This window comes from Acinetobacter sp. BIGb0196 (genome assembly GCF_011759595.1).
Taxonomy (GTDB): domain Bacteria; phylum Pseudomonadota; class Gammaproteobacteria; order Pseudomonadales; family Moraxellaceae; genus Acinetobacter; species Acinetobacter guillouiae.
In genome coordinates this window covers 62,008-85,407 of record NZ_JAAOZA010000002.1, presented here as the reverse complement: position 1 = coordinate 85,407, position 23,400 = coordinate 62,008, and the positions used below count along the sequence as shown (strand labels likewise).

Here is a 23,400-nt window from a genome sequence, read left to right as displayed (position 1 = left end):
TTGTTGATGAATAAACACCATCAGCTAAAAGTGAAACGAACCAGAATTTTTTATGAACATCGTCCTTCTTGATCCTCGTCAAACACAAGCTGAAACTTGGACAATCAGTTCAAAAAGGCAAGTTGAACATTTGCACACGCATCTTGCTGCCAAAGTTGGAGATACGCTTAAGGTTGGCGTTGAGGGTGCCAGTCGTTATTTAACTGAAATTGTTGATATTTCAGAACATACGATTTTACTTCGACCGATTCAAGAAGAGCCTGTTCCAGCAAAATTGCCCGTAACTTTAATTGTGGCATTACCACGCCCCAAAGTGTTACGCCGCTTAATTATGGATGCGGTGACACTGGGGGTAGAAAAATTAATTTTGATTCATAGTTATCGGGTTGATAAAAGTTATTGGCAAAGCCCCTTTTTACAGCAAATTGATCATTACATCACCTTGGGATTAGAGCAGGCGGGAGATACCATCGCGCCCCAAATTGAGCTATACAAACGCTTTAAGCCTTTTGTTGAAGATGTCTTACCTAGCTTCATTACGCCACAAAATCCTGCTTATGTGGCGCATCCGTATACTGAACAGAAAATGCCATTTGCTATCGATCATTCATGTACTGTGATCATTGGACCTGAAGGTGGTTTTATACCTTATGAGGTAGATTTACTGATAAAAAACGGCTGCCAAGCAGTGAGCTTAGGCAACCGTATTTTGCGTACTGAAACCGCGATCCCTTATGTATTGGGGCGCTTATTTAGCACGAGCTGATTCGATGTCATCCGCTGATGGATCACCGCGGTAGACTTTGACTTCCTGAACAGGATAAGGAATCGAAATATTATTATCCGCAAAGGCTTCAAGCACACGTTCTTGAATTTCACTGATCGAAGCCGCAGTAACCACTTGCGTGGTATCTACCCACCAACGAACGGTTAAATTGACAGAGAAATCCGCCAAAGCAGAAACATTCACAGTAAAGCCCGGCTGGCTTAAAATACGTTGATCTTTATCAAGCAATTTAAGAATAATGTCTTTGGCTTTCTGTACATCATCTTCATAACCAATCCCAACCACAAACTCACAACGACGGCGTTGGTAAGCGGTATTTACCGTCACGGCGCTGGTATACACGGTTGCGTTTGGAATCACGATACGTCGCCCGTCAGGGGAACGTAAAAAAGTTGCACGAATTTGAATATCTTCGACAGTACCTTCCATATTGTTGACAATGATGTCATCACCAATCTTGAATGGTTCACCCAAAAGAATCAAAATTCCAGAAAGTAGGTTTTGGAAAATATCTTTAAATGCAAAACCAATCGCGACCGAACCAATCCCCAAAGCACTCATCAGTTGAGCAGGAGTAAAGCCTGGAATTGCGATAACCATGGCAATTAAGAAACCAAAAAAAATAATTGCGGTACTGCCGACACGATTCAGTACCAGAACTAAATTTTGGCGCGTATAGGTACGGTTTTCGAGTGTTCTACGGACAAAGAATTTAAAAAGCTTAGACAACAACCAGAAAATAGTGATGACGATCAGCGCAATACATAAATATGGCATACGCTCCCAAAAACCATCAACAAACTTGTCGATGGTTGAGTATGCGTCTTTATATTTTTCAGTATGTTGAATCACTGTTTGTGCAGTTTTTTCGCCTGCAGAATGGATCAATTGAGTCGTGTCTTGCGCAACGGTACTCAATGCATTTGCTTCTTCAGCCACAATCATGTCCAATAAAATAATTGGCATATTTTGCCTGAAATTTCAAAGAAGTTAAGCTTTGATTACAGTTTTTCTTATGACGGACAAATAAAAATAATATTTGTGAATCAATATTTAACTCATGTTCGTGCATAATTAAGCATTAATTATCCTTAAAAATATTTAGTCCCTTTTTCAATGATTGTTGTTGGATTTTCAATTTCTCCAGTACCAATCATAAATGACACCACACTTATAGAGCTAACTAAGCTGATAATAAAACCTATTAGCATCAGCCAAGCCATTAATTTTTCAATAAAAGTCGATGGGCGTGGGTGACCAAAACGATTGGCACGATTACAACCACGCGCAAAGAGTAAATACAGCAGCATCAAAAATTGCACAATGGGAATCAGCAATAACAGAATAAACCAACCAGATTTATTACGATCATGCAGCCTGCGAATAATCACAACCATCATTCCATATAAATAAAGACAGCTGAGTGCGAGGTAAGTGAACTGTCCTAATCCTGAAATCGAATTTATCGCATGTTGACTGAATTGCAGCGAATTTAAATTCAAAATCCCAAAGACTAGACCGAGGGCAAGCAATGCAACGGTAAAAATGAGATGCAAAAATCCAAACCAAGCAATATAACTCAAACGATTAAAGCGGCCTTGAGTAGAAAGGGGATGATCTACTGGTGATACTTGATGCTTTGAAAAAAAAGTCGACGATTCTTGTATTTGCATGATGATCGCGTCCAGCTGAATGAGTTCGGTAAGGAAATGTTTTTTTCTGAAAAAAACCATATGCACTTCTGACTACAAATTATAAGATCAAAAAAACTCCATAGATATTGAAAATTCGAATATTTTGGCAAATGACTTAAGATTTTCCGATGGTTAAAGTGACCCCCGTGTCTACGACCAAAGCACAATTGTTAACCGAAATGCGCTATCGTAATACTGAACACATGCAGCAAATAAAATCAAGAACGTAGGCATACATCTCGTGATGAGGTGGCAAATCAAGGAAGCAGAATATGAATGAAGTCTATCCAGTTCCAGAACAATTTGTTAAAACAGCAAGGACCAATGAACAAGAATACTTTGATCGTTATCAACAGTCAGTAGACCATCCAGATGAGTTTTGGGCAGAAGCTGCAAAGAAATTGGACTGGATTAAGCCATTTACTCAAGTAAAAAATACCAGCTACGACAAAGATAATTTTAAAATTGAATGGTTTGCAGATGGGCAACTGAATGTTAGTGCCAACTGTTTAGATCGTCATTTAAAAGAACACCCACTGAAACCTGCAATTATTTGGGAGGGGGATCATCCATCTCGCCATAAAATCATTTCTTTTGAAGAACTGCATGATGAAGTGTGTCGTTTTGCCAATGTTTTAAAGAAAAATGGAATCGGGAAAGGTGATCGAGTTATTTTGTATATGCCGATGATCCCTGAAGCTGCGATTGCCATGTTGGCCTGTACCCGAATAGGGGCGGTGCATTGTGTGGTATTTGGTGGATTCTCTCCAGACTCATTGGCAAGTCGGATAGACGACAGTCAAGCTAAATTGGTGATTACCGCTGACCAAGGTATGCGTGGTGGTAAAACGATTCCTTTAAAAGAGAATGTAGATGCAGCATTGGCGCTGGATGGAACCACTTCCGTTGAAAAAATGATTGTGGTGCATAGAACAGGCCATCCAATAACAATGCAGGAGGGGCGTGACCTGTGGTATCACATGGAAATTATGACGGTCACAGATATCTGTCCGCCAGAACCGATGAATGCCGAAGATCCTTTATTTATTTTATATACGTCTGGATCAACAGGAAAGCCTAAAGGAGTGTTACATACTACGGGTGGTTATTTAACTTATGTCAATTCAACTTTCCGTGAAGTTTTTGATATTAAACAAGATGATGTGTTCTGGTGTACCGCAGATGTGGGTTGGATTACGGGGCATTCTTATGTGCTTTATGGACCATTATCCAATGGTACAACCACCGTCATGTCCGAAGGTATCCCACAATATCCAACATGGGCACGCACAGGGCATATTGTAGATAAGCATAACATTACCATTCTCTATACTGCACCAACAGCGATCCGCGCCATGATGCGTGAAGGTGATGCTTTTGTGCGTGAAAGTGACCGTAGCAGTTTACGTCTATTGGGTACCGTGGGTGAGCCGATTAATCCAGAAGCATGGAATTGGTACTATACCGTTGTGGGTGAAAGCCGTTGTCCAATTGTGGATACATGGTGGCAAACTGAAACAGGCGGTATTTTAATTTCTCCACTGCCGGGTGCAACCCCACTTAAACCGGGTTCGGCAACTCGTCCATTGTTTGGCGTACAACCTGCATTGGTTGATGCTGAGGGTCAAGAACTCGAAGGTGAAGCAGAAGGCAATTTGATTATTAAGAATTCTTGGCCGGGGCAAATGCGGACTATTTGGGGCGATCCTGAGCGATTTATTGAAGCATATTTCTCGACCTATCCAGGCAGTTATTTTACTGGTGATGGTGCGCGCCGTGATAAAGATGGTTATTACTGGATTACAGGCCGTGTAGATGATGTTCTGAATGTTTCGGGTCACCGTTTGGGCACTGCTGAAATTGAAAGTGCCTTAGTTGCGCATGCAAAAGTCGCTGAATCAGCTGTTGTTGGTATGCCACATGAGATTAAAGGGCAAGGCATAGCGGCTTATGTGACCTTGCAGGCCGGTGAAGCTGAAACTGAAGAATTACGTAAAGAATTGGTCAGTTGGGTACGTAAAGTGCTGGGACCTGTGGCAACACCTGATGCAATTTATTGGGCACCTGCTTTACCAAAAACCCGTTCTGGAAAAATCATGCGACGCATTTTGAGAAAAATTGCTGCCAATGAGTTAGATAGTTTAGGCGATACTTCTACTTTGGCTGATCCCGGTGTGGTAGATCAGTTGATTACAGAGGTTAAGGCCAATTCTTAGTGATTGAAGTCTCTTGATTTTGCTAGCCAAAAGTTGAATACCGTTAGAGAAATTCTAGCGGTATTTTTTGTTATTGATTTTCAAACCACAGAATAAGTAATGCAGGCATTGAGATAAGGAAATCTTACTTGATTTGATAAGCTCAAGGCACTGGGAATAAGAGTAAATATGATGAATGCACCTCAACAGGCGTTAAACCTTTCTGCTTTAGCAACGGCAAAGCAATTGGCAGAACAATTTGCGCAGACTGCTGCTGAGCGTGATAAAGCAGGTGGTAATCCGAAGCTGGAACGGGATTTGATTCGTCAAAGTGGCTTATTGGGACTGTCTATTCCACAACAATATGGCGGGCAAGGAGCAAACTGGAAAACAATTTTCCAGACCATTCAAAGTATTGCACAAGTCGATAGTTCCTTAGCACATGTATATGGCTTTCATCATTTACTAATCGCCACTGTGCAGTTATTTGCTCAGCCTGAACAATATTCGTCATGGTTTGAACACACCGCCCGCAATAACTTGTTTTGGGGCAATACTTTAAACCCTTTAGATCAGCGCACGAAGGTACAACAACTCACTGAGAACGACTTTATTTTTCATGGTGATAAAAGCTTTTGCTCAGGATCAATAGATTCAGACATACTGCTTTGTTCGGGCTTTAATGATGCTGGAAAATTACTGATAGCTGTGATCCCAACACGTCGAGAAGGGGTCAGTTTTTTAGGCGATTGGAATAATATGGGGCAGCGTCAAACGGACAGTGGAACCAGTCATTTTGAACAGGTCAAAATTCACAAAGATGAGTTATTGTTAAATCCAGGACCATTAAGTACACCTTACTCCAGTTTACGACCTTTGATCGCACAATTGATTTTTGTGCATCTGTTTTTAGGCGTTGCTGAAGGTGCCTTTGACCTTGCAAGACAAACCATACAAAGTCAGAAAGCATGGTCAACGTCTTTGGCTGAAAATGCGGTGAATGATCCATTTACCCAGAAGCATTTTGCTGAGTTTTATGTACAGCTTGAAAGTGTACGTTTACTTGCCGATAAAGCCATTGCAGCATTGCAAACGGCTTGGAATATTGGTGAGCAATTAACAGCAGAACAACGTGGTGAAGTCTCAATTGCCATTGCGACTGCAAAAATTGCTGCAACCAATAGCTCGCTGTTTATAACGCAAAATATTTTTCAAGTAATGGGTGCCAGAGCGACAACAGCCAAATTAAATTTAGATCGTTTTTGGCGAAATGTCCGTACTCAGACTTTGCATGATCCGATTGATTATAAGTATCAGGAAGTAGGGGAATGGGTATTGACTGGAAAAGTGCCCGATCCAAGTTTTTATTCTTGAACCTAAGCTGACCGTTGACATTTTATAGACGTTCATTCCTAGCGCTTTAGCAGTTGGTATTGCCTATCTTAGATTGAAAAAAATCTGTGTTGGATAAGGGGTAGGTCTTATACCCCCCTACCAACAGCGACAATTATGTTGCCTTGCAATAGATACAACATGAATGATCTAACAATGCACAAATCTAAAGCCTAGCCCGATCTGACGTGTTTCAGCATCAAGGATTGGATTTTTGCTTTAAGCTATTGAGCACTTCATACGCTGCCTTAATTCGCTCAGCATTGGGAATTTTTTTATTCATTAACATCACCAAGCCAAAGTTCTCTTGTGGAATATAAATCACATATGTCCCAAAACCATTGGTAGAGCCAGTTTTATGAAAGACTCTTGAACCAGTCTTCACGAGGGTTTTTTCAACAGGGTTAGATTGCATCACAACCCGATCAGAATTGCTTTCTAATAGTGTGTTTAATGTAGCTGGGTAGCTGAACGATTCCCAGCCAAGGGCTTGGGTCATACCACCCATTTTAAAGTAACCGGTATGTGTTGCTAGAATTGCAGGTTTAATCGCTGCTTTGGCTTGATCTGGATTTAAGTTTAAATTTAAAAAATGTAGCATGTCAGGTAGGCTAGATTTCACCCCATAGGCTTGCGCATCAAAAGCGCCAGCAGTGACCCGAAGCGGATGATTATTTTGATCATAACCAAAGGCATAGTTGCCTTGTTGTGCTTTAGGAACTTGGACATAAGTATGTTGGAGTTCTAGCTTGGGGAAAATCACTTGCTCTAATAAAGCGCTAAAAAGCATGTTCATGGCTTTAGCGGTCGCTTCACCGAATAGCCCTATGCTTGGATTAGAATATTGTCGAAATTGACCAATCGGGTTTTTGACTTTCCAATCTTGAAAATATTTAAGTGTTTGCGCATCTGTTTTTATTTGATCAGGAAATTGCAATGGAAGATTACCACTGGTGTAGGTGGCCAATTCTAAGAGTGTGACTTGATTAATGTCTGAGTTTTTTAATGCGGGTATATATTTCCCAGGATGGTCTTGAAGAGAAATTTTGCCTAAATTTTGTGCATAAGTACCTGCTGTTGCAGTAAATATCTTACTGACTGAGCCTAGTTCAAAAAGGGTATTTTTATTTACGGCTTTCGCATTCGCAAGTGATTGTACGCCGTAGTATTTTTCATAACTTTTCCCGTTATACAAAACACCTATTGCCATACCGGGCACTGCATAAGTTTTCATTAATGGCTGAAATGCAGTATTCATTGCAGTTTCAACCTTTATAGACGTTGCAGGTATCTCGTTGGCATTTACATAAGTCGTCAAGCTCATACTACCGATAAGGACGCAAAATATCGTTTTTGTTTTATTTAAAAATACCATGCCCACTTTTTCCATCTATGCTACAAAAAGGGCGTATTTTAAGGTTGAAAGAAATATTTTCCAAGATTGCGGTTGTTGAGTATATGTATAGAACAAATACACTCAATGATTCAATAAAACAAAAGTAGGCTAATTTATATAAGGATAATTGTACTGATTTATACGATTCTATTTTTTATAAATGCTTTTTATTTATTCTAAAAAAAAATCCCTCAAGCCGAGTCAAGAGGGAAAGCTGCAAAGCTGTTTTAGTTATTTATTGTTGTTTTCACAGCACCATCGATGAAGAGATAGGCCTTAAGCTGATTTTGCAGTAATTTGATCTTTTTGCGCTTCTTCAATTTGACGAACCAAAGGCAAGACCTTTTCACCGAAATATTCAACTTCTTCGATGAAATGTAAAAAGCCAGATAACACCAGATCTACGCCTACATTTTTGAGTGCAACAATACGTTCAGCAATTTGTTGCGGTGTACCAATCAGATTGGTTTTAAAGCCATCGTTATATTGCACCAAGTCTTCAAATGTTGATTTTGCCCAGTTACCTTCACCTTCTTTAGATGCCGCGCCCGCTTCACGGGTTGCATCGCCAAAGGCATTGACTGCTTCAACATTGGCTTGGTCAATAATCTCTTGCAACACCGCTTTTGCTTCTTCTTCAGTGTCACGAGCAATGATAAAAGCATTGACCCCGATTTTGACTGAGTGGTTATTTAGCTTGGCTTTTTCACGAATATCATCGATTTGTTTTTTGAGTTCCTCAGGTGTATTGCCATTGGTAAAGTACCAATCTGAAACACGTGAAGCCATGTCACGTGCAGCACGTGAACTTCCCCCTTGGAATACTTCAATATGGGGTTTTTGCAAAGGTTTTGGTTTTAAAGTGTAGTCTTTAAACTGATAATATTTACCATCAAAACTATAGTTATCTGTCGTCCAAATACCTTTTAAAGTACGAATAAATTCTTCAGAACGAACATAGCGTTCATCATGTTCAGGCCATGGCTCACCAATGGCATCAAACTCGCCACGGAACCAGCCACTTACGACATTAATCGCAATACGCCCATTGGTCAGATAATCAATGGTCGCCAACTGTTTTGCGGCTAAAACCGGTTTCCAAGGTCCTGGAAGAATTGCTGCAATTACTTTTAATTTTTCAGTTTTGGCTAAAAGTGCATGACTAAAACTCACAGATTCATGTTGATTTTCAGCGCCATACCCTGCGGTAAAACGAATTTGGGTGAGGGCATATTCAAAACCACTTTTTTCGGCAGCTTGTGCCAAACGGACATTGTAGTCATAGCTCCAGTCTGTACGTTGTTCAATATTACTGACCACTAAGCCGCCACTGACATTGGGAACCCAATAGGCAAATCGAATTGCTTGACCATTATTCGATGAAAACTGTGACATATCATAACCCTCAATTTTTTATGATTTATTCATAACAAGGTTGCGTTTAAGCAACCTGTGATTGTGGTGTTTTGGATTTTGCATGTAGACGAGACTCTGCCGCATCCAAGTCTGGTATCGCCGCGGAAGGAAGCACATCATCTTGCTCAATCTGTTTGTTGATGCCTAAATTTTGATTGGCTTGTTCCGTTTTGGCTTTCACCACTTCTGCTCGCTGACCTTTTGCAGGCGCCCATTCTAAAATTGGCAATGCACGTGCAACAGCTAAAGTGATACGGTCTTGGATGTGTTCACTTTTAATGGTGTACTCAGGCGTAAAATCACGATCTGTTGCATAGACACCAATAGGCAGCGTTTGCGCTTGAAAGAAGCTAAATAATGGACGTAACTGATGCTCTAGAACTAAAGCATGACGGTCACTACCACCCGATGCAGCAAGCAATACAGGAACATCGACTAGCGCTGTTTGTTCAACAAAATCAAAGAAATGTTTAAATAAACCAGTAAATGATGCACGATAAACAGGTGTTCCCACGATGAGCGCATCTGCTGCTTCTACGGCAGCTAAGTCATCTTGAACACGTTGTGGCAGTTGGTTGCGATAAATTGCGCCCCCTAACAAATGGCCTATTTCACTGAATTTAATAAAATGAACATGAATCGGTGTTGCCTGACCCAGCTCATCTAAAATCGCTTGAACTAAACTTTCGGTTTTTGAAGGGTTATTTAATCCCCCTGAAACAGCAACAATATTTAATGGTTTTTGTTGAGTATAAATAGACATGTTGGCAACCTAATAAATTGAATCTCGGAATGCCATTCATTAATCTATATTTGACGAAGCAGTGTAAAATAATGAAAAACAGATTGGTTATCTGTTTTTAAGATAAACCAGAAAGCCTTTGAATAATGCACGATTTCGTCTTTTAAGTATTTGAAGTTAAATAATATTCTTAAAATGAATAAGTAATTCATTTTTAACTGTTTATTTTATATTTAAAAGTGATATTTAAATCTTAATTTCGATAAATGACCTAAAGATTGTAGGGAATTTTAATTAAAGCCGACAAATTATTCAAAAATTCGTTAATATTTACGTATCCTAAATAGCAATAGTGCGGTTAGAATGAAATAACTGCGCTAGAGATCTCTCGCTTCGCTTATGAATATTTTAATCGTTGATGATCATCCACTGTTTCGCCATGCGTTAATTCAGGCGGTTCGTTATAGTTTGCCACAGGCTCAAATTAGTGAAACTGCGGCTGTTAATGAATTTTATGAGCGTTTGGAAAATGGTCCAGAACCAGATCTCGTCTTGTTGGATTTAAATCTGCCAGGCGCATCGGGTTTCTCTGCATTGGTACATGTTCGTGCACAGTATCCTGCACTTCCTATTATTGTGGTTTCTGCTCACGAAGATGCGTCCATTATTCAACGTGCAATTGCACATGGCGCAATGGGCTATATTCCTAAATCTGCGCATCCAAGCCATATTGGGGAAGCAATTCGCCAAGTGCTTGATGGTGATATTTGGTTACCACCAAACTTACCCGCAGCGAATATGAATTTTGACCCGCGTGCTGCAGATGAAACAGCTTTAGCTGAACGTATTCAATCGTTAACACCACAACAGTTCCGTGTATTGATGATGGTTGCAGAAGGTTTATTGAATAAGCAAATTGCTTATGAACTTGATGTTTCGGAAGCGACCATTAAAGCGCATGTGACGGCAATTTTCCGTAAATTAGGTGTACAGAACCGTACTCAAGCGGTACTCGCAATCAATGCACTAAATATTGAAGAACGAAAAGTTTAAGATTTTTGCTGGTTAAATTTAACCTCAATATATTGAAAAATTACGAGAAGAGTGTATTAAAAATATGCTCTTTTTTATTTTCTAATTTCTGCATTCTTTCATGTAATTTTATTTTTAAATCAAATATTTAGGATTTATATCTTATTTGAATCATCAAGACATAGTCTGTAATAAAACTTTAGCTTTTATCAAGAGTTAAAAATAGGCGTATACTGAACGGACATGAGGAATAATTATGTCTGAAGCACCTGAATCTACAGCTTATATTGAGTATGGCACTCGGCCTTTTATCGCAATTTTACTTTCATTGTTTTTAGCTGGCTTTGCTGTATTTTCATCGTTGTATTGTGTTCAGCCGATGATGCCGTTTTTGGCAAGTTTTTTTCATGTTACGCCAACCCATAGTAGTTTCCCGCTTTCATTTTCCACCATTGCCTTAGCCTTAGGGCTTCTTTTTGCAGGACTGATTTCAGATCGTTATGGTCGTAAGCAGATCATGGCCATTTCTTTATTTTCCACCGCAAGCTTATTATTGCTGAGTTCGTTTTTACCGTATTGGGAAATATTCCTTGCAACACGTATGATGATTGGCTTGGCTGTTAGTGGTGTTGCTTCTGTAGCAATGACCTATATCGGTGAAGAAATTGCACAAAAAGATGTTGGCTTTGCCATGGGGCTGTATATTTCAGGGACAGCAATAGGGGGAATGGGCGGGCGTTTGATTGCAGGGGTATTGCTGGATTATATCTCTTGGCAAACTGCGACGATGATTATTGGTCTACTTAATTTATTGATCGCGATTACATTTTACATAGCCTTACCTGCCTCTAAACACTTTAAATCTTATCCCATTCAATTCACACGTTTTATCGAATCCTTTAAGAAAAATCTTTCTGACCCAAAGCTGAGACTATTGTTTGTCGAAGGTTTTATTCTGATGGGATGCTTTGTGACCGTGTTTAATTACATGAGTTATCATCTGTTAGAAAAACCTTTTGAATTGTCACAAACATGGATTGGTTTAATCTCGATTGCCTATTTATCTGGCATTTATAGTTCACCTCGTGCAGCCAGTTGGAGTCGTCAATTTGGACGAGGTAAAGTGCTGATTGTGATGTTCTCAAGCATGATTCTGGGGTTATGGATGATGCTGATTCCATCATTATGGGGGATCTTGATTGGCCTATTGATTTTTACTTTCTCATTTTTTGCCGCACATTCCACATCAAGCAGTTGGGTATCAGTACAATCCTTACAATATCGTGCAGTCGGCTCTTCGCTTTATCTATTTTGTTATTATCTTGGTTCAAGTTTCTTGGGCAGCAGTAGTGGTTTAGTCTGGGAAAAATATGGATGGTTTGGCCTAACAGTTACGATGACTTGCGTACTTTGTATTGGGCTCTTGGTGGCTTTAAAACTAAATCAAACACTTCATAAAGATCAGGTAAAAGTATGAGCTGCTGCATCTAAATAGCGTTAAATAAGCTTTTCTATTCAATTTCGCTGCGCTTTTAAACGATCCATCATGATAGGTAAATTTTCCTTTTATAACGGATGACGAATATCTTTAACATCTTAAAAAGCTATCAATAACAGACTAAATAGAAGATAAGAAGAAATGTTTACTTTTTAATCAAACAACATGAGTAAAATTCATGGTAAAATGATCAACTTTCATTTTAGATCTCTCCCGATCGCCAACTGCCAATCGAGAAACTCACCATGTCGACCGCTTATACTGCTCAGACAGCGCCTACTGCGTTGTTTGATTATGACAAATATTGGGCATCGTGCTTTGAACCAGCACCATTTTTGCCAATGTCACGTGAGGAGATGGATCAACTCGGTTGGGATAGTTGTGACTTTATCCTAGTATGTGGTGACGCTTATATCGATCATCCATCGTTCTGTTCAGGAATTATTGGCCGAACGCTTGAAGCACAGGGTTTCCGTGTCGGGATTATTGCACAACCAGATTGGACTTCTGCTGAAGCATTTAAAGTGCTCGGTAAACCGAATATTGCATGGGGTGTGACCGCGGGTAATATGGATTCTATGATCAACCGCTATACGGCTGACCGTAAAATCCGTTCTGATGATGCATATTCACCAGATAATCTACCCAATAAACGTCCTGACCGTGCTGCAACTGTATATTGTCAGCGTTGTCGTGAAGCATTTCCTGATGTACCCGTATTATTGGGCGGTATCGAAGCATCATTACGCCGTATTGCACATTATGATTACTGGTCAGACAAAGTTCGTCGTTCAGTGCTGATGGATTCCAAAGCGGATTTATTGATGTATGGCAATGGTGAACGGTCTGTTGTTGAAGTTATGCATCGTCTTGCCAAAGGCGAAAAAATTCATGAAATCACCGATGTTCGTGGTACGGCATTCATCGTCAATAAAATTAATCGTGTTTCTAAAGCCAAGTTTGTTGAAATTGCATCGAATGATGTCGATGCGATTGGCCGTGTTGATCCAATCATCAATCCTTATGTGATGACTGAAGATTTAGATGGTTGCGAAATTGAACAAGGCAAAGGAAATTCTTTAACCCAATATCAAAATTTCCAAAAAGAATTGGTGGCAAATCCTGTTGTTCGTGAAGGTGATCAACTGGATGAGAATACCCAGATTGTACGTTTACTGCCGACATCTAAAGCAATTAAACATAAATTACCGCCGCGTGAATTGGCTGTGATTCGTTTGCCTGCTTTTGAAGAAGTGGCAACGGATCCTGTACTTTATGCACATACCAACCGCATCTTGCATCTTGAAACCAATCCGGGGAATGCTCGTGCATTGGTACAAAAGCATGGTGAACGTGATGTATGGTTAAATGCACCACCGATTCCATTGACCACCGAAGAAATGGATTATGTGTTTGACTTGCCTTATGCGCGTCTACCACATCCAGCTTATGGTGAAGCGCGTTTCCCTGCATTTGATATGATCAAATTCTCTGTAAATATCATGCGTGGTTGTTTTGGTGGTTGTACATTCTGTTCGATTACCGAACATGAAGGTCGTATTATTCAAAACCGTTCAGAAGAATCAATTTTACGTGAAGTTGAAAAAATTCGTGATACAGCCCCAGGTTTTACAGGCATCATCTCAGATTTAGGTGGTCCAACTGCAAACATGTATCGCTTGCAGTGTAAAGATCCTGAGATTGAAAAGAACTGTCGTAAACCTTCTTGTGTGTATCCAGGTGTATGTCAAAATTTACATACCGACCATGCACCACTTACTCAACTTTATCGCAAAGCACGTTCGCTTAAAGGCATCAAAAAGATTCTGATTGGTTCAGGCTTACGTTATGACCTTGCGGTATTGAACCCTGAATATGTCAAAGAACTGGTTCAACACCATGTTGGCGGTTATTTAAAAATTGCACCAGAACATACCGAGAAAGGTCCATTGTCGAAGATGATGAAACCGGGAATCGGGACCTATGATCGCTTTAAACAGATGTTTGATCGTTTTAGTAAGGAAGCAGGTAAAGAACAGTATTTAATCCCGTACTTTATTGCTGCACATCCGGGAACAACTGATTATGACATGATGAATCTTGCGATCTGGCTTAAGAAAAATGGTTTCCGTGCCGATCAGGTGCAAACCTTTTATCCATCACCAATGGCGACAGCGACCACGATGTATCACACGGGGAAAAACCCGTTGGCCAAAGTGGCTCGTTATACCGAAAGTGTGGATATTGTAAAAGGTGAAAAGCGTCGTCGTTTACACAAAGCCTTCTTGCGTTACCATGATCCAAACAACTGGCCATTACTACGTGATGCATTACGTGAAATGGGCCGGGTAGATTTGATTGGTAACTCTAAGCATCATCTGATTCCAACATATCAACCGCAAGGAACAGAAGGGCAATACCAATCTGCGCGTAAGAAAAACTCGACTGTAGACGGTGATTCGCAAAAGCGTACTGGGGATAGCCGTAATTCACAGGCGAAAACGCAATCGCGTCCTTCCAATACCAAAAAGCGTCCTGAACGTGGTCAAATATTGACACAACATACAGGTTTACCGCCGCGCGAAACAGGTGATAAAAAACCATTTGCTGGAAATAGCAAAGCAAAGTCTAAGTCAAAAAGTAGAGCTTAGGTGCTGTTTGAAATAGTAATAAGAGAGGATGCCTAAACATCCTTTCTTAAATCAGCAATTGAATAATAAAAATACGCAACTGTGGATAAGTCTTTGTAAACTGTTGAAAACTTTAGTGTACTAAAAACACACAATTCTCGAATATCCTTGTCCTACAATAGTACGCAAGATTCATTAAATTCAGTTGTATTCGCATTCAATACGCGATATATATGAGATGCAATTCAATTCATTTGGTTGAAATACCAAGTGAATAAAACAAATAATAGTTCAATAAATAAGTTAAAAATGTGATTTATTTGATTATTTTGAAAAAGCAAATATGAGAATGCGTCTGGCATATTACAAAATTGAACTGATTAAAAATAGTATCTTTGATACACAAGAACTGGTCGTAGACCAAATTATAATAAAGAATTAGGAAATGAAAAATGGACATGATAATCGTTGCGAGTTTGATATTACTTGCTGTCGTGATTGCCGCTGCTTATAGAGGATTGAAAAATAAGCAACAAGCAGATAGTGCTTTACGAAGAAGAGCAGTATTTAACTCACATGAACAAATTACGTTTACGCGTTTAAAAGAAATTTTACCTGAAGCCAATATCTTGGCTCATGTATCTTTTGATGCCTTATTAACGACAAAATATTTACATACACGTCGTAAGTATCAGCAAATGTTTGCAGACTTTGTGGTGCTGGACAAAGATTATAAAGTTTTAGCTGTGATTGCTTTAGATGATATCAATGCGATTAAGCGCTCGAATCAAAATACCTATGAAGATGCCTTGTTACAGTCGGCAGGTTATCGTGTGATTCGTTATATGGGGATTCCAGAGTATCAGGATTTGCGAGAAGATTTTTTAACAGAATTTTCAGAAATGAGCCATTCGCAAATGTTGGAGGAACATGTACTGGGGAAGTTTGATCTGTACTCAAATCGCGCATATAGCTAAGCAAAAAATGCATGTTTAAACATGCATTTTTTAGTTCATTCAAAATTTAGTATTGAGCTTATTCTGGTTTGACCGCAACAACCGTCATTTCAACTAAAACATCAGGTCGATAAAGCTTTGCTTCTACACAAGTTCTCGGCAGAGCTTGCATATCTGAACACCATGCATCCCAGATTTCGTTCATTCCTGCATAATCATTTTCGATGTCTTTTAAAAAAATCATCACAGACATAATGTGCTTTTTATCTGTGCCCGCATCTGCAAGAAAACGATCAATGATATCTAAGGTCTGTTGAGTTTGCCCTTTGATATCCAAACTTAAATCCGTAGCCAATTGACCCGCCAAGTGAACTAAATTTCCCGAAATTGCGATTTCAGAAAAGCGTTTTTCTACGTGCAAACGTTGTACAGTCATGATCATTCTCAAAGTTTGTTTATGTTTTAAATTTTACGTCATCATTTACAATCTGCAAATTAACTTTGTTGCTTGTTGGTGAATCTATCTATACGAATGAGGATTTTATACTTAAAAATAATCAAACAGTTATATTCTGGGCAAATAATGAAATTGCCTAAATTTAAAAATTGAATCTACGCGTCACGTAACTGATTTAAACAAAATGCAATCGAACATTGCAGAGGACAAAGTTGTTGCAACTGCTTAAAGTGTTGCTGCTCCTGTGGTATGGAAATATTCATTGAAATACCTATTATTTAGAATCTATTTTTAAGCCAGTGAATCGCTTTGAGCTATTCACTGTGCCGTTATCAAGCTTGCGGAGGCGTATAGGATTTGAGTTTTTGCTCAGGCTTATTGTTGATTTGATACCAGTCGATATGCCGTGTAATAAACATCACTACAGCAAGTAAAACAAATGAAATGATAGAGCCGATCAGGAAGGTTTTGCCTGAAGATTGCAATAGCATATACATCACGGCATAAAGTGAACTCAGGATGATGCTGAATAGGCCAGCGGCTTTAAAACCTTTCATCACATAGTATAAGTACCAGCTCATTAGCCCGACACAGGCAATTCCAGCAACGAAATAAGCCCATGCAAAGGCATAGTATTCACTGATCGAAAGCAGTAAAACAAAGAACACCACTTGAGCCATCGCCACCAAAGAATATTGAATGGGGTGAATCCGTAAGCTTTTAAGCACTTCGAAGAGAAAGAAACAAGCAAAGGTGATGATGATAATCACGATACCGTATTTAATCGCACGATCTGTTTGTGTATAGACATTGACTGATTCTAGGAATTCTGTTGATAAACCAATACTTTGACTAGGTTCACCCATATAAGCCGGCTCTTGTGCAAAATAGCCATTACTAAACTGGCGAATACACTCATTGTTGTCGCAATCAATCAATTTACTGATGTTTTGATGACCTAGAGCAATATTTTTCCATTGTGCGGTGAATTGTTGCGGTGTACTGGTTTTTGCAAAGGGTAAGTTTTGTCCTGAATATTTGGTATCCGCCCAATTGCCTTTGGCCTGATAAGTGACACTACGACTGGTTGGGATCAGGGTGAATTTTCCCAGACCCGTAATATTGGCGGTTAAATCAAAAGTGAAACCATTTTGAATGGCATTGATTAATTCAGGATACTTTTTTGCAGAAACATACATAAAGTCAAAACCAGAACTGTTACTGCCTTGGGCACTCATTTCAAAAGCATAACTTTTATTGAGCATGTTTAAGTTCGGTTGGGTATCTAAGCCGCGAGGATCATGTACAGGGAAGATAATTTCAGCTCGTTCCCATTGGTAATCTTTCTTTTCAAGTGTTGGTTTTTGGAATACGCCTTTGGCCATGAGATTTGCGGTGTAGCTAATTGCTCGATAGATGGTGCGTTTATAAGTGTTGTCAGAAACATTAAAGTTGGATGACCATTGCGTGCTGTCAGCACTGATATATAGCCATTGTTCCTCAGTACACAAATAGGCCACCTTCTTTTCATCGAGGCAGTTTTTTTGCTCATTGTAGGGCACACGGATATACGGTGAAATCACGGTTTGAGGGCTAATATTGTTTTGTGCAATTTCTTTCAGAAATGCCCGTTGATAATCTTGTCGTTCTGAGACCAGACTGGTAATAAAGAGTAAGCCTATCCCAAATAAGGCAACTAAAATTGCGATTGCAATAATTTTGAATGTAATAAAGTTGGATCGCATCACTGTTTTCCTTCGCCGTTGTTTGTTGTCAGTGTTGAGTGTGCGAAACAGCAATGTGCTTTGTTTGAGGCGTATAGGTTTTTTATATGAATTTTAAGTGAAGTTTGGTCGTGCTAAGGCAATTGAATTTTTACCAATACACCCTTTTGGTGGGGTTGTAAGATGGTGATTTCATTTCCTTGAATATTGCCAATGTGAATCTGTCCATGGTGTTGTTCAATGACTTGTTTAACAATGCTCAGTCCAATACCAGAACTGCGTTGTTGGCTAATCGGACGAGGCAAGGAAAAATAAGTATCAAACACTTGCGTGAGTGCATAATCTGGAATCCATTCGCCCTCATTAAAAACCTGTAATTCTATCTGCTGGTGTGTTTGACGATGAAGCCGAATCAGGATTTTTGCTGAATCTGTGGAAAAATCCAGCGCATTATCTAAAATATTGGCAAGGGTTTGTTGAATCCAAAATCGATCTGCACGAAGCATACAATTGGCTTCAATATCCAGTAAACACTGGATTTTTTTGGCTTGAATTTGACTGGCATGCTGGTCTAAAGTCTGTTGAATCAGTTCAGATAAATTGAAATCTTGCATTTCAATTTGATGTTTAGATTTTTCCAGACGGGTCAATAAGAGCATTCGATCAATCAGGCTACGTAAGCGCTGGCTTTGTTCATGAATATGCGTGGCAAATTGTTGTTGATCATTTAGTGGTAAATCTTCTTTGAGTAGTTCTGCACTGGCTTGAATTGCGGTAAGCGGACTTTTGAGTTCATGGGTCAGTGTATTGACATAGTGTTCTACATAAGCACGATCTTCGAGTTTTTCTCGCATATTTTCAACAGCTTGAGCAACTTGATTGAGTTCTTTTGCCGAGCGAAAATAGGGGGTTTGATTGACAGGGGCAAGTGCCTGTGCGTATTTACGGACACGGTCAATGCTGTGTTTTAGCCAATAGGCCACCAAACTAGCGAGAAACAGACTGAGTAATGTAATCCAAGCGGCTTGACGGATCAGCTGATTTTCAGCTCGCTGAATATAGGGCTGTACTGAAATATTGGGTTTTCCGATACTGACAACACCAATCAATTGCTGTTGTTGACCAACTTGATAATAGATTGGCGCTGCAATAAACATGGTGCTGCTATTGCTGTCCTTTTCATAGCTGCGTGTAGAGCGAACGCCGTATTTTCCCTTTAAGGTCAGGTAAACATCATTCCATCGTGAGTAATCTTGTCCTGTAGCGATACCTTGTGAGTCATAAATGACGATACCTTTGTTGTCGGTAATATAGATTTGTTGATTGATCTCATTTTTATTATGTTTCCAGATCGTGGCATTGAGTTTTCGATTCAGCGCTTTTTGAATTTTTTCATCAAACTGAACGGTACTGACTTTATTTTCATAGACATCTTCAGCTACTAACATCGCGATAATATTGGCATTTTCCGCAAGAGTATCTTCTACGACCTGTCGTACATTGGGCTTTACTTGTTGATTGAAGGTATAAGACATAAACCATAAACCCAACAAGATGATCAATCCAAAGAAGAACCAAATACGAATAAAAATGGACATGGTTTAGCCTTGCCTTTTTAAACTATAGCCAAAGCCTCGATGGGTTTCGATCGGGTCTTGCTCAGGAGAGATCTGCTTGAGTTTATTGCGAATACTTTTGATATGGGTATCGACTGTTCTTTCTAAACTATGCTCAGGGTGTTCCCATACATGATCCATCAATTGTTGACGGCTAAACACCTGTTCAGGGCGTTGAATCAATAATTTAAGTAAGCGATATTCATAGCGAGTCAGCTGCAGTATTGTGCCTAAGTAATGGATTTGCAAAGCTTCATCATTGCATTGCCAGACTTTAGCTGGTGTTGCAGAAAGCTGTGTGTTTGGCTGTGAGGTGTGCTGTAACTGATTTTGTATCTCCATTCTGCGCCAAATGGCTTTAATCCGAGACACAATTTCACGCGAACTAAATGGCTTGGTACAGTAGTCATCTGCGCCAATTTCTAAACCCACAATACGATCTATTTCATCATCTCGTGCGGTTAAAAATAGCAAGGGTGTGTGATTAAAGAGACGAATTTTTTTGCAGACATCAAAACCATTTAAATCAGGTAATCCAACATCTAAAATAATAAAATCAAAGGGTTTCTGTTGAACAAAATCAATGGCTTGCAGGCCTGAATTGGCCCAAGTGACTTGCCAGTCTTCTCGTTCAAGTGCGTAACGTAACGGCATAAGAATAGCAGCATCATCTTCTACACATAAAATCTGTTTTTTATTATTCATTGCATTTAAAAACTCATAATCTCAATAGGAGTGTACTCAAATTGAAATACTTAGGCGAATGAATTTTCAGTGAAGTTTAGATGAACTGTTTTATTGTTTGAAATTGGCTGAATGCCTATTGGTGTGGGCTTTTACCCATGTGAATTTCTGAGCGCCCTGTAATCTTCGGATTTGATCGTCACGCCAATCACAGGACAGCAAATCAAAAGTATTGGTGACTTTTGATATCTCGGCAACGACATGGGTAATGTATTGCGGAAAATAGATTACTCTAATTTTGATCAATTTGGGTAAAATTTTATCGAATTATATTTCTTTTGAGTAAAAAGTATTCAATTTGTCCGCATATCTAAATAAGGTTAAAAAACGATTTTGAAGAATAAAACAGGATGCCAAAGCATCCTGTTTTAACGATTGATTAATCAGGCCATGCCTGAAAATTGGATCAGCGTTTAACCACGATAGAGTCAATACCGCTATGTTGTAAGGTTTGTTGGGCAATCACTGCTGCATTTTGTGATTCATAAGGGCCTGAAATCACACGATACCAAGTTTTTCCAGCTTCTGTGCTTTGAACCACATCGGCAGATAAACCATTTAAGATAATTTCAGCACGACGTGCATCAGCAGCATCAGGATCATCATAACTACGAACTTGTAGAATATATTCGGGTTGAACAGGTGTTGTACGTTCAGCATTTACACCGACATCCACATTTTCAGATTGAGAAGGCGCTTCAACAATTACTGGTTGTTGTTGATTTCTGCTTTCAGGAACAGCTTGTTCAGGAATAGGGGTAACCTGTTGTTGAGGTAACAGATCATAAAAACGATAGTCTTTGTTGGTATCTTCTTGATAATGCTCAGACGTGATTTCGTTTTTGGGTTGGACGGGCGCCCACGGTTTCCAGAGCATCAGTGCGACACCAAAACTTAACACGATTAAAATGACGACAAGCATCCCTAACCATTTAGGAATCAATGGTTGCTTAGGTTTGGTTGGCCTTTCTGAAACACCGCGTTGCGTTTTTCCAAACACGTGGAACCCTCTTATTATGTATTGCTTAGATCGTGTTCAAGCATAGTTTTGCTTGAACACGATGTAAAGTAATGATTTATTACACACTTCAATGCTTACGTTGAGCCAGACCTTGGTCTTGGGAACATGTAAAGCAATTCTTGACTTACATACTTTCAGGTGCAGATACACCCAATAATTCAAGACCATTATGTAAGACTTGTTTGATATTTGCTGAAAGCAATAAACGGGCTTGAGTTAATTCCGCATCATCACCCAATACTTTATTCTCGTTGTACCAACCATGGAATAAAGCAGCAAGTTCTTTCAAATAATTACCAACTTGATGTGGTTCATAATTATTTGCAGCGCGAATAAGGACTTCAGGATAAGCCGCGAGTTTCGCTAAAATTTCAGTTTCAGCATCAAGTTCTAATTTTGCAGCAAATTGACGTGCATTTTCAGTATCAAATTGAATGTTTGTTGTTGCTGCTTTTTCTAACATACGGCAAATACGAGCATGTGCATATTGAATATAATACACAGCATTGTCTTTGCTTTGAGATACTGCTAAATCTAAATCGAAATCAATGTGCTGTTCAGATTTACGCATTACATAATAAAAACGTGCTGCATCATTGCCGACTTCTTTACGAAGATCGCGTAATGTCACGAATTGACCTGAACGAGATGACATTTGTACCATCTCACCACCACGCCATAAGCTGACGAACTGCACTAAAAGTACCGTCAATTTAGATGAGTCATAGCCCATCGCGTCAATTGCAGCTTTAACACGTGCAATATAGCCATGGTGGTCTGAACCCCAAATATCAACAAGGTCAGTAAAGCCACGTTGTAATTTATTTAAATGATAGGCAATGTCAGAGGCAAAGTACGTGGTTTGGCCATTACGACGTTTGACTACACGGTCTTTTTCATCACCAAATTCAGTTGATTTAAACCAAATGTTGCCATCTTTTTCATAAAGAAAACCACGTTGGTCTAATGTTTGTAAGGCTTCATCAATTTTTTCAGCCAAAGATGCTTCACTAAACCAGTGATTAAACGTTACGCCAAACTCACCAAGGTCATCTTTAATGTCATCTAAAATGGCATGTAAAGCTGCTTGATGGAATACACGATAACCTTCACCCACTAAAGCTTGTGAGTTGTGAATTAAGCCATCAATGTGCTTTTCTTTATCGCCTGAAATAACCACTTTATTGCCATCGGCATCAAGCTCTTCAGCATATTGCACATCTTCAGGAACATCTTTGTAAACATCAGCCACACTACGTACATAAGCATCAGCATGTTTGTCGATGATACCTTGGGCGATTTCTTTAACGTAATCCCCTTGATAAGCATTTTTAGGGAAAACTAAAGTTTGGCCGCTTAATTCTAAATAACGTAAATAAGTTGATGTGGCGAGGATGTCCATTTGACGGCCAGCATCATTGACATAATATTCACGTTCAACTTTGGCACCTGTTGCTTCAAGTAAGTTTGCAACAGTCATACCATATGCAGCACCACGACCATGACCTACATGCAGGCTAGAGGTTGGGTTGGCAGAAACGAATTCAACCTGAATTTTCTTGGCTGCATTTGCTTGGGTTTTACCAAATTGTTCTTTTTGGGCTTGGATTTGATCCAGCACAGTAAAGCGTTGATCGGCATTTAAAAAGAAGTTGATAAAACCCGGACCTGCAATTTCAGCTTTGGCAATATCGACTACTTCGGGTAAATTTGCCAAAATTTTCTCTGCAAGATCACGTGGTTTCATACCAGCAACTTTAGCGCCCATCATGGCAATGTTTGATGCGAAATCACCGTGGCTTCGGTCTTTAGTTCGCGTTAAAACACTCGTGTTTTTCCAGTCAGATGGAAGAGTCCCTTCAGCTTGTAGGGATTGCACTGCATGATCAAGAGCTGCTTGTATGGCCGTATTCATAATCTATAGAGAAATAAATGTCGCAGAAAAACGCTAAATATAGCAAATTTTGCGCCTTTTAGGTGAATGCATTTGTATAGAATAAAACTTATTCGATAAGAAAAATGTCGGTATGCTCAATTTCACTGTGTATTGGCGTTTAGATTTCAAATGGACTTGACGGATTACACTGCTTTAATCACAGG

The 23,400-nt window shown here is 39.4% G+C and carries 18 protein-coding genes and 1 pseudogene; 7 read left to right on the top strand and 12 right to left on the bottom strand.

What is annotated here, in order from left to right:
* The first annotated feature begins 52 nt into the window (after positions 1–52).
* A complete protein-coding gene (locus FHR28_RS13140; RefSeq protein WP_105714209.1) occupies positions 53–766 on the top strand; it encodes a 16S rRNA (uracil(1498)-N(3))-methyltransferase in 714 nt (237 codons plus the stop codon).
* Here FHR28_RS13140 and FHR28_RS13135 read toward each other — a convergent pair.
* Together FHR28_RS13135 and FHR28_RS13130 are read right to left on the bottom strand one after the other, a co-directional pair.
* Complete coding sequence (locus FHR28_RS13135; RefSeq protein WP_373868811.1) at positions 749–1,732, bottom strand: mechanosensitive ion channel family protein; 984 nt, start codon at positions 1,730–1,732, stop codon at positions 749–751. The two genes, FHR28_RS13140 and FHR28_RS13135, sit on opposite strands and share 18 nt — an antisense overlap.
* Positions 1,733–1,878: 146 nt before the next feature.
* Entirely contained in the window at positions 1,879–2,460 is a 582-nt protein-coding gene (locus tag FHR28_RS13130) for a DUF805 domain-containing protein (RefSeq protein WP_166782833.1), read from the bottom strand.
* A 293-nt stretch (positions 2,461–2,753) separates the two neighbouring features.
* Here FHR28_RS13130 and acs point away from each other — a divergent pair, with 293 nt between their 5' ends.
* Entirely contained in the window at positions 2,754–4,697 is a 1,944-nt protein-coding gene (acs, locus tag FHR28_RS13125) for an acetate--CoA ligase (protein ID WP_166782832.1), read from the top strand.
* A gap of 168 nt (positions 4,698–4,865) precedes the next feature.
* Positions 4,866–6,050, top strand: a complete 1,185-nt coding sequence (locus tag FHR28_RS13120; RefSeq protein ID WP_166782831.1) for an acyl-CoA dehydrogenase family protein — start codon at positions 4,866–4,868, stop codon at positions 6,048–6,050.
* A gap of 217 nt (positions 6,051–6,267) precedes the next feature.
* Here the strand turns inward: FHR28_RS13120 and ampC are convergent, their stop codons facing one another.
* The 3 genes from ampC to msuE all read right to left on the bottom strand — a co-directional run bounded on the left by ampC (position 6,268) and on the right by msuE (position 9,643).
* Positions 6,268–7,392: a class C beta-lactamase gene (gene ampC / locus FHR28_RS13115; protein ID WP_374759611.1), complete on the bottom strand. Its 1,125-nt coding sequence runs from the start codon at positions 7,390–7,392 to the stop codon at positions 6,268–6,270.
* Positions 7,393–7,740: 348 nt separating this feature from the next.
* Positions 7,741–8,859, bottom strand: a complete 1,119-nt coding sequence (gene sfnG, locus FHR28_RS13110) for a dimethylsulfone monooxygenase SfnG (protein ID WP_004723462.1) — start codon at positions 8,857–8,859, stop codon at positions 7,741–7,743.
* A gap of 46 nt (positions 8,860–8,905) precedes the next feature.
* Entirely contained in the window at positions 8,906–9,643 is a 738-nt protein-coding gene (gene msuE, locus FHR28_RS13105; protein ID WP_004723461.1) for an FMN reductase, read from the bottom strand.
* Positions 9,644–10,021: 378 nt separating this feature from the next.
* Between msuE and FHR28_RS13100 the strand changes: the two genes are divergently transcribed.
* The 4 genes from FHR28_RS13100 (at position 10,022) to FHR28_RS13085 (ending at position 15,759) form a co-directional block, all read left to right on the top strand.
* Positions 10,022–10,675 (top strand): response regulator, encoded by a 654-nt coding sequence (locus tag FHR28_RS13100; RefSeq protein WP_004823671.1) that lies wholly within the window; start codon positions 10,022–10,024, stop codon positions 10,673–10,675.
* A gap of 235 nt (positions 10,676–10,910) precedes the next feature.
* A complete protein-coding gene (locus FHR28_RS13095; RefSeq protein ID WP_166782829.1) occupies positions 10,911–12,131 on the top strand; it encodes an MFS transporter in 1,221 nt (406 codons plus the stop codon).
* A gap of 266 nt (positions 12,132–12,397) precedes the next feature.
* Entirely contained in the window at positions 12,398–14,803 is a 2,406-nt protein-coding gene (locus tag FHR28_RS13090) for a YgiQ family radical SAM protein (protein ID WP_166782828.1), read from the top strand.
* A 431-nt stretch (positions 14,804–15,234) separates the two neighbouring features.
* Entirely contained in the window at positions 15,235–15,759 is a 525-nt protein-coding gene (locus FHR28_RS13085; protein WP_166782827.1) for a DUF2726 domain-containing protein, read from the top strand.
* Between the two features lie 58 nt (positions 15,760–15,817).
* Here FHR28_RS13085 and FHR28_RS13080 read toward each other — a convergent pair whose 3' ends face one another.
* The 7 genes and pseudogenes from FHR28_RS13080 to argS all read right to left on the bottom strand — a co-directional run bounded on the left by FHR28_RS13080 (position 15,818) and on the right by argS (position 23,215).
* On the bottom strand, positions 15,818–16,174 hold the full coding sequence (locus FHR28_RS13080) for a RidA family protein (RefSeq protein WP_056518324.1): 357 nt from the start codon (positions 16,172–16,174) through the stop codon (positions 15,818–15,820).
* Between the two features lie 59 nt (positions 16,175–16,233).
* A pseudogene (locus tag FHR28_RS13075) lies at positions 16,234–16,458 on the bottom strand (hypothetical protein).
* A gap of 69 nt (positions 16,459–16,527) precedes the next feature.
* Positions 16,528–17,940 carry a cell envelope integrity protein CreD gene (gene creD, locus FHR28_RS13070; RefSeq protein ID WP_151956328.1) on the bottom strand — a complete coding sequence of 471 codons (1,413 nt, stop codon included), beginning with the start codon at positions 17,938–17,940 and terminating at the stop codon, positions 16,528–16,530.
* A 113-nt stretch (positions 17,941–18,053) separates the two neighbouring features.
* Entirely contained in the window at positions 18,054–19,517 is a 1,464-nt protein-coding gene (creC, locus tag FHR28_RS13065) for a two-component system sensor histidine kinase CreC (RefSeq protein ID WP_105714217.1), read from the bottom strand.
* A 3-nt stretch (positions 19,518–19,520) separates the two neighbouring features.
* Positions 19,521–20,240 carry a two-component system response regulator CreB gene (gene creB, locus FHR28_RS13060; protein WP_166782826.1) on the bottom strand — a complete coding sequence of 240 codons (720 nt, stop codon included), beginning with the start codon at positions 20,238–20,240 and terminating at the stop codon, positions 19,521–19,523.
* A 445-nt stretch (positions 20,241–20,685) separates the two neighbouring features.
* Complete coding sequence (locus tag FHR28_RS13055; protein WP_004723450.1) at positions 20,686–21,279, bottom strand: SPOR domain-containing protein; 594 nt, start codon at positions 21,277–21,279, stop codon at positions 20,686–20,688.
* 145 nt (positions 21,280–21,424) lie between these two features.
* Positions 21,425–23,215 (bottom strand): arginine--tRNA ligase, encoded by a 1,791-nt coding sequence (argS, locus tag FHR28_RS13050; RefSeq protein ID WP_004823680.1) that lies wholly within the window; start codon positions 23,213–23,215, stop codon positions 21,425–21,427.
* Between the last annotated feature and the right edge of the window lie 185 nt (positions 23,216–23,400).

Coding starts and splice junctions, on each gene's coding strand:
- msuE (WP_004723461.1), bottom strand. CDS start 9,643: ATGTCTATTTATACTCAACAAAAACCATTAAATATTGTTGCTGTTTCA.
- FHR28_RS13140 (WP_105714209.1), top strand. CDS start 53: ATGAACATCGTCCTTCTTGATCCTCGTCAAACACAAGCTGAAACTTGG.
- creD (WP_151956328.1), bottom strand. CDS start 17,940: ATGCGATCCAACTTTATTACATTCAAAATTATTGCAATCGCAATTTTA.
- argS (WP_004823680.1), bottom strand. CDS start 23,215: ATGAATACGGCCATACAAGCAGCTCTTGATCATGCAGTGCAATCCCTA.
- FHR28_RS13095 (WP_166782829.1), top strand. CDS start 10,911: ATGTCTGAAGCACCTGAATCTACAGCTTATATTGAGTATGGCACTCGG.
- FHR28_RS13130 (WP_166782833.1), bottom strand. CDS start 2,460: ATGCAAATACAAGAATCGTCGACTTTTTTTTCAAAGCATCAAGTATCA.
- FHR28_RS13090 (WP_166782828.1), top strand. CDS start 12,398: ATGTCGACCGCTTATACTGCTCAGACAGCGCCTACTGCGTTGTTTGAT.
- acs (WP_166782832.1), top strand. CDS start 2,754: ATGAATGAAGTCTATCCAGTTCCAGAACAATTTGTTAAAACAGCAAGG.
- FHR28_RS13100 (WP_004823671.1), top strand. CDS start 10,022: ATGAATATTTTAATCGTTGATGATCATCCACTGTTTCGCCATGCGTTA.
- FHR28_RS13085 (WP_166782827.1), top strand. CDS start 15,235: ATGGACATGATAATCGTTGCGAGTTTGATATTACTTGCTGTCGTGATT.
- creB (WP_166782826.1), bottom strand. CDS start 20,240: ATGAATAATAAAAAACAGATTTTATGTGTAGAAGATGATGCTGCTATT.
- ampC (WP_374759611.1), bottom strand. CDS start 7,392: ATGAGCTTGACGACTTATGTAAATGCCAACGAGATACCTGCAACGTCT.
- creC (WP_105714217.1), bottom strand. CDS start 19,517: ATGTCCATTTTTATTCGTATTTGGTTCTTCTTTGGATTGATCATCTTG.
- FHR28_RS13080 (WP_056518324.1), bottom strand. CDS start 16,174: ATGACTGTACAACGTTTGCACGTAGAAAAACGCTTTTCTGAAATCGCA.
- sfnG (WP_004723462.1), bottom strand. CDS start 8,859: ATGTCACAGTTTTCATCGAATAATGGTCAAGCAATTCGATTTGCCTAT.
- FHR28_RS13135 (WP_373868811.1), bottom strand. CDS start 1,732: ATGATTGTGGCTGAAGAAGCAAATGCATTGAGTACCGTTGCGCAAGAC.
- FHR28_RS13120 (WP_166782831.1), top strand. CDS start 4,866: ATGATGAATGCACCTCAACAGGCGTTAAACCTTTCTGCTTTAGCAACG.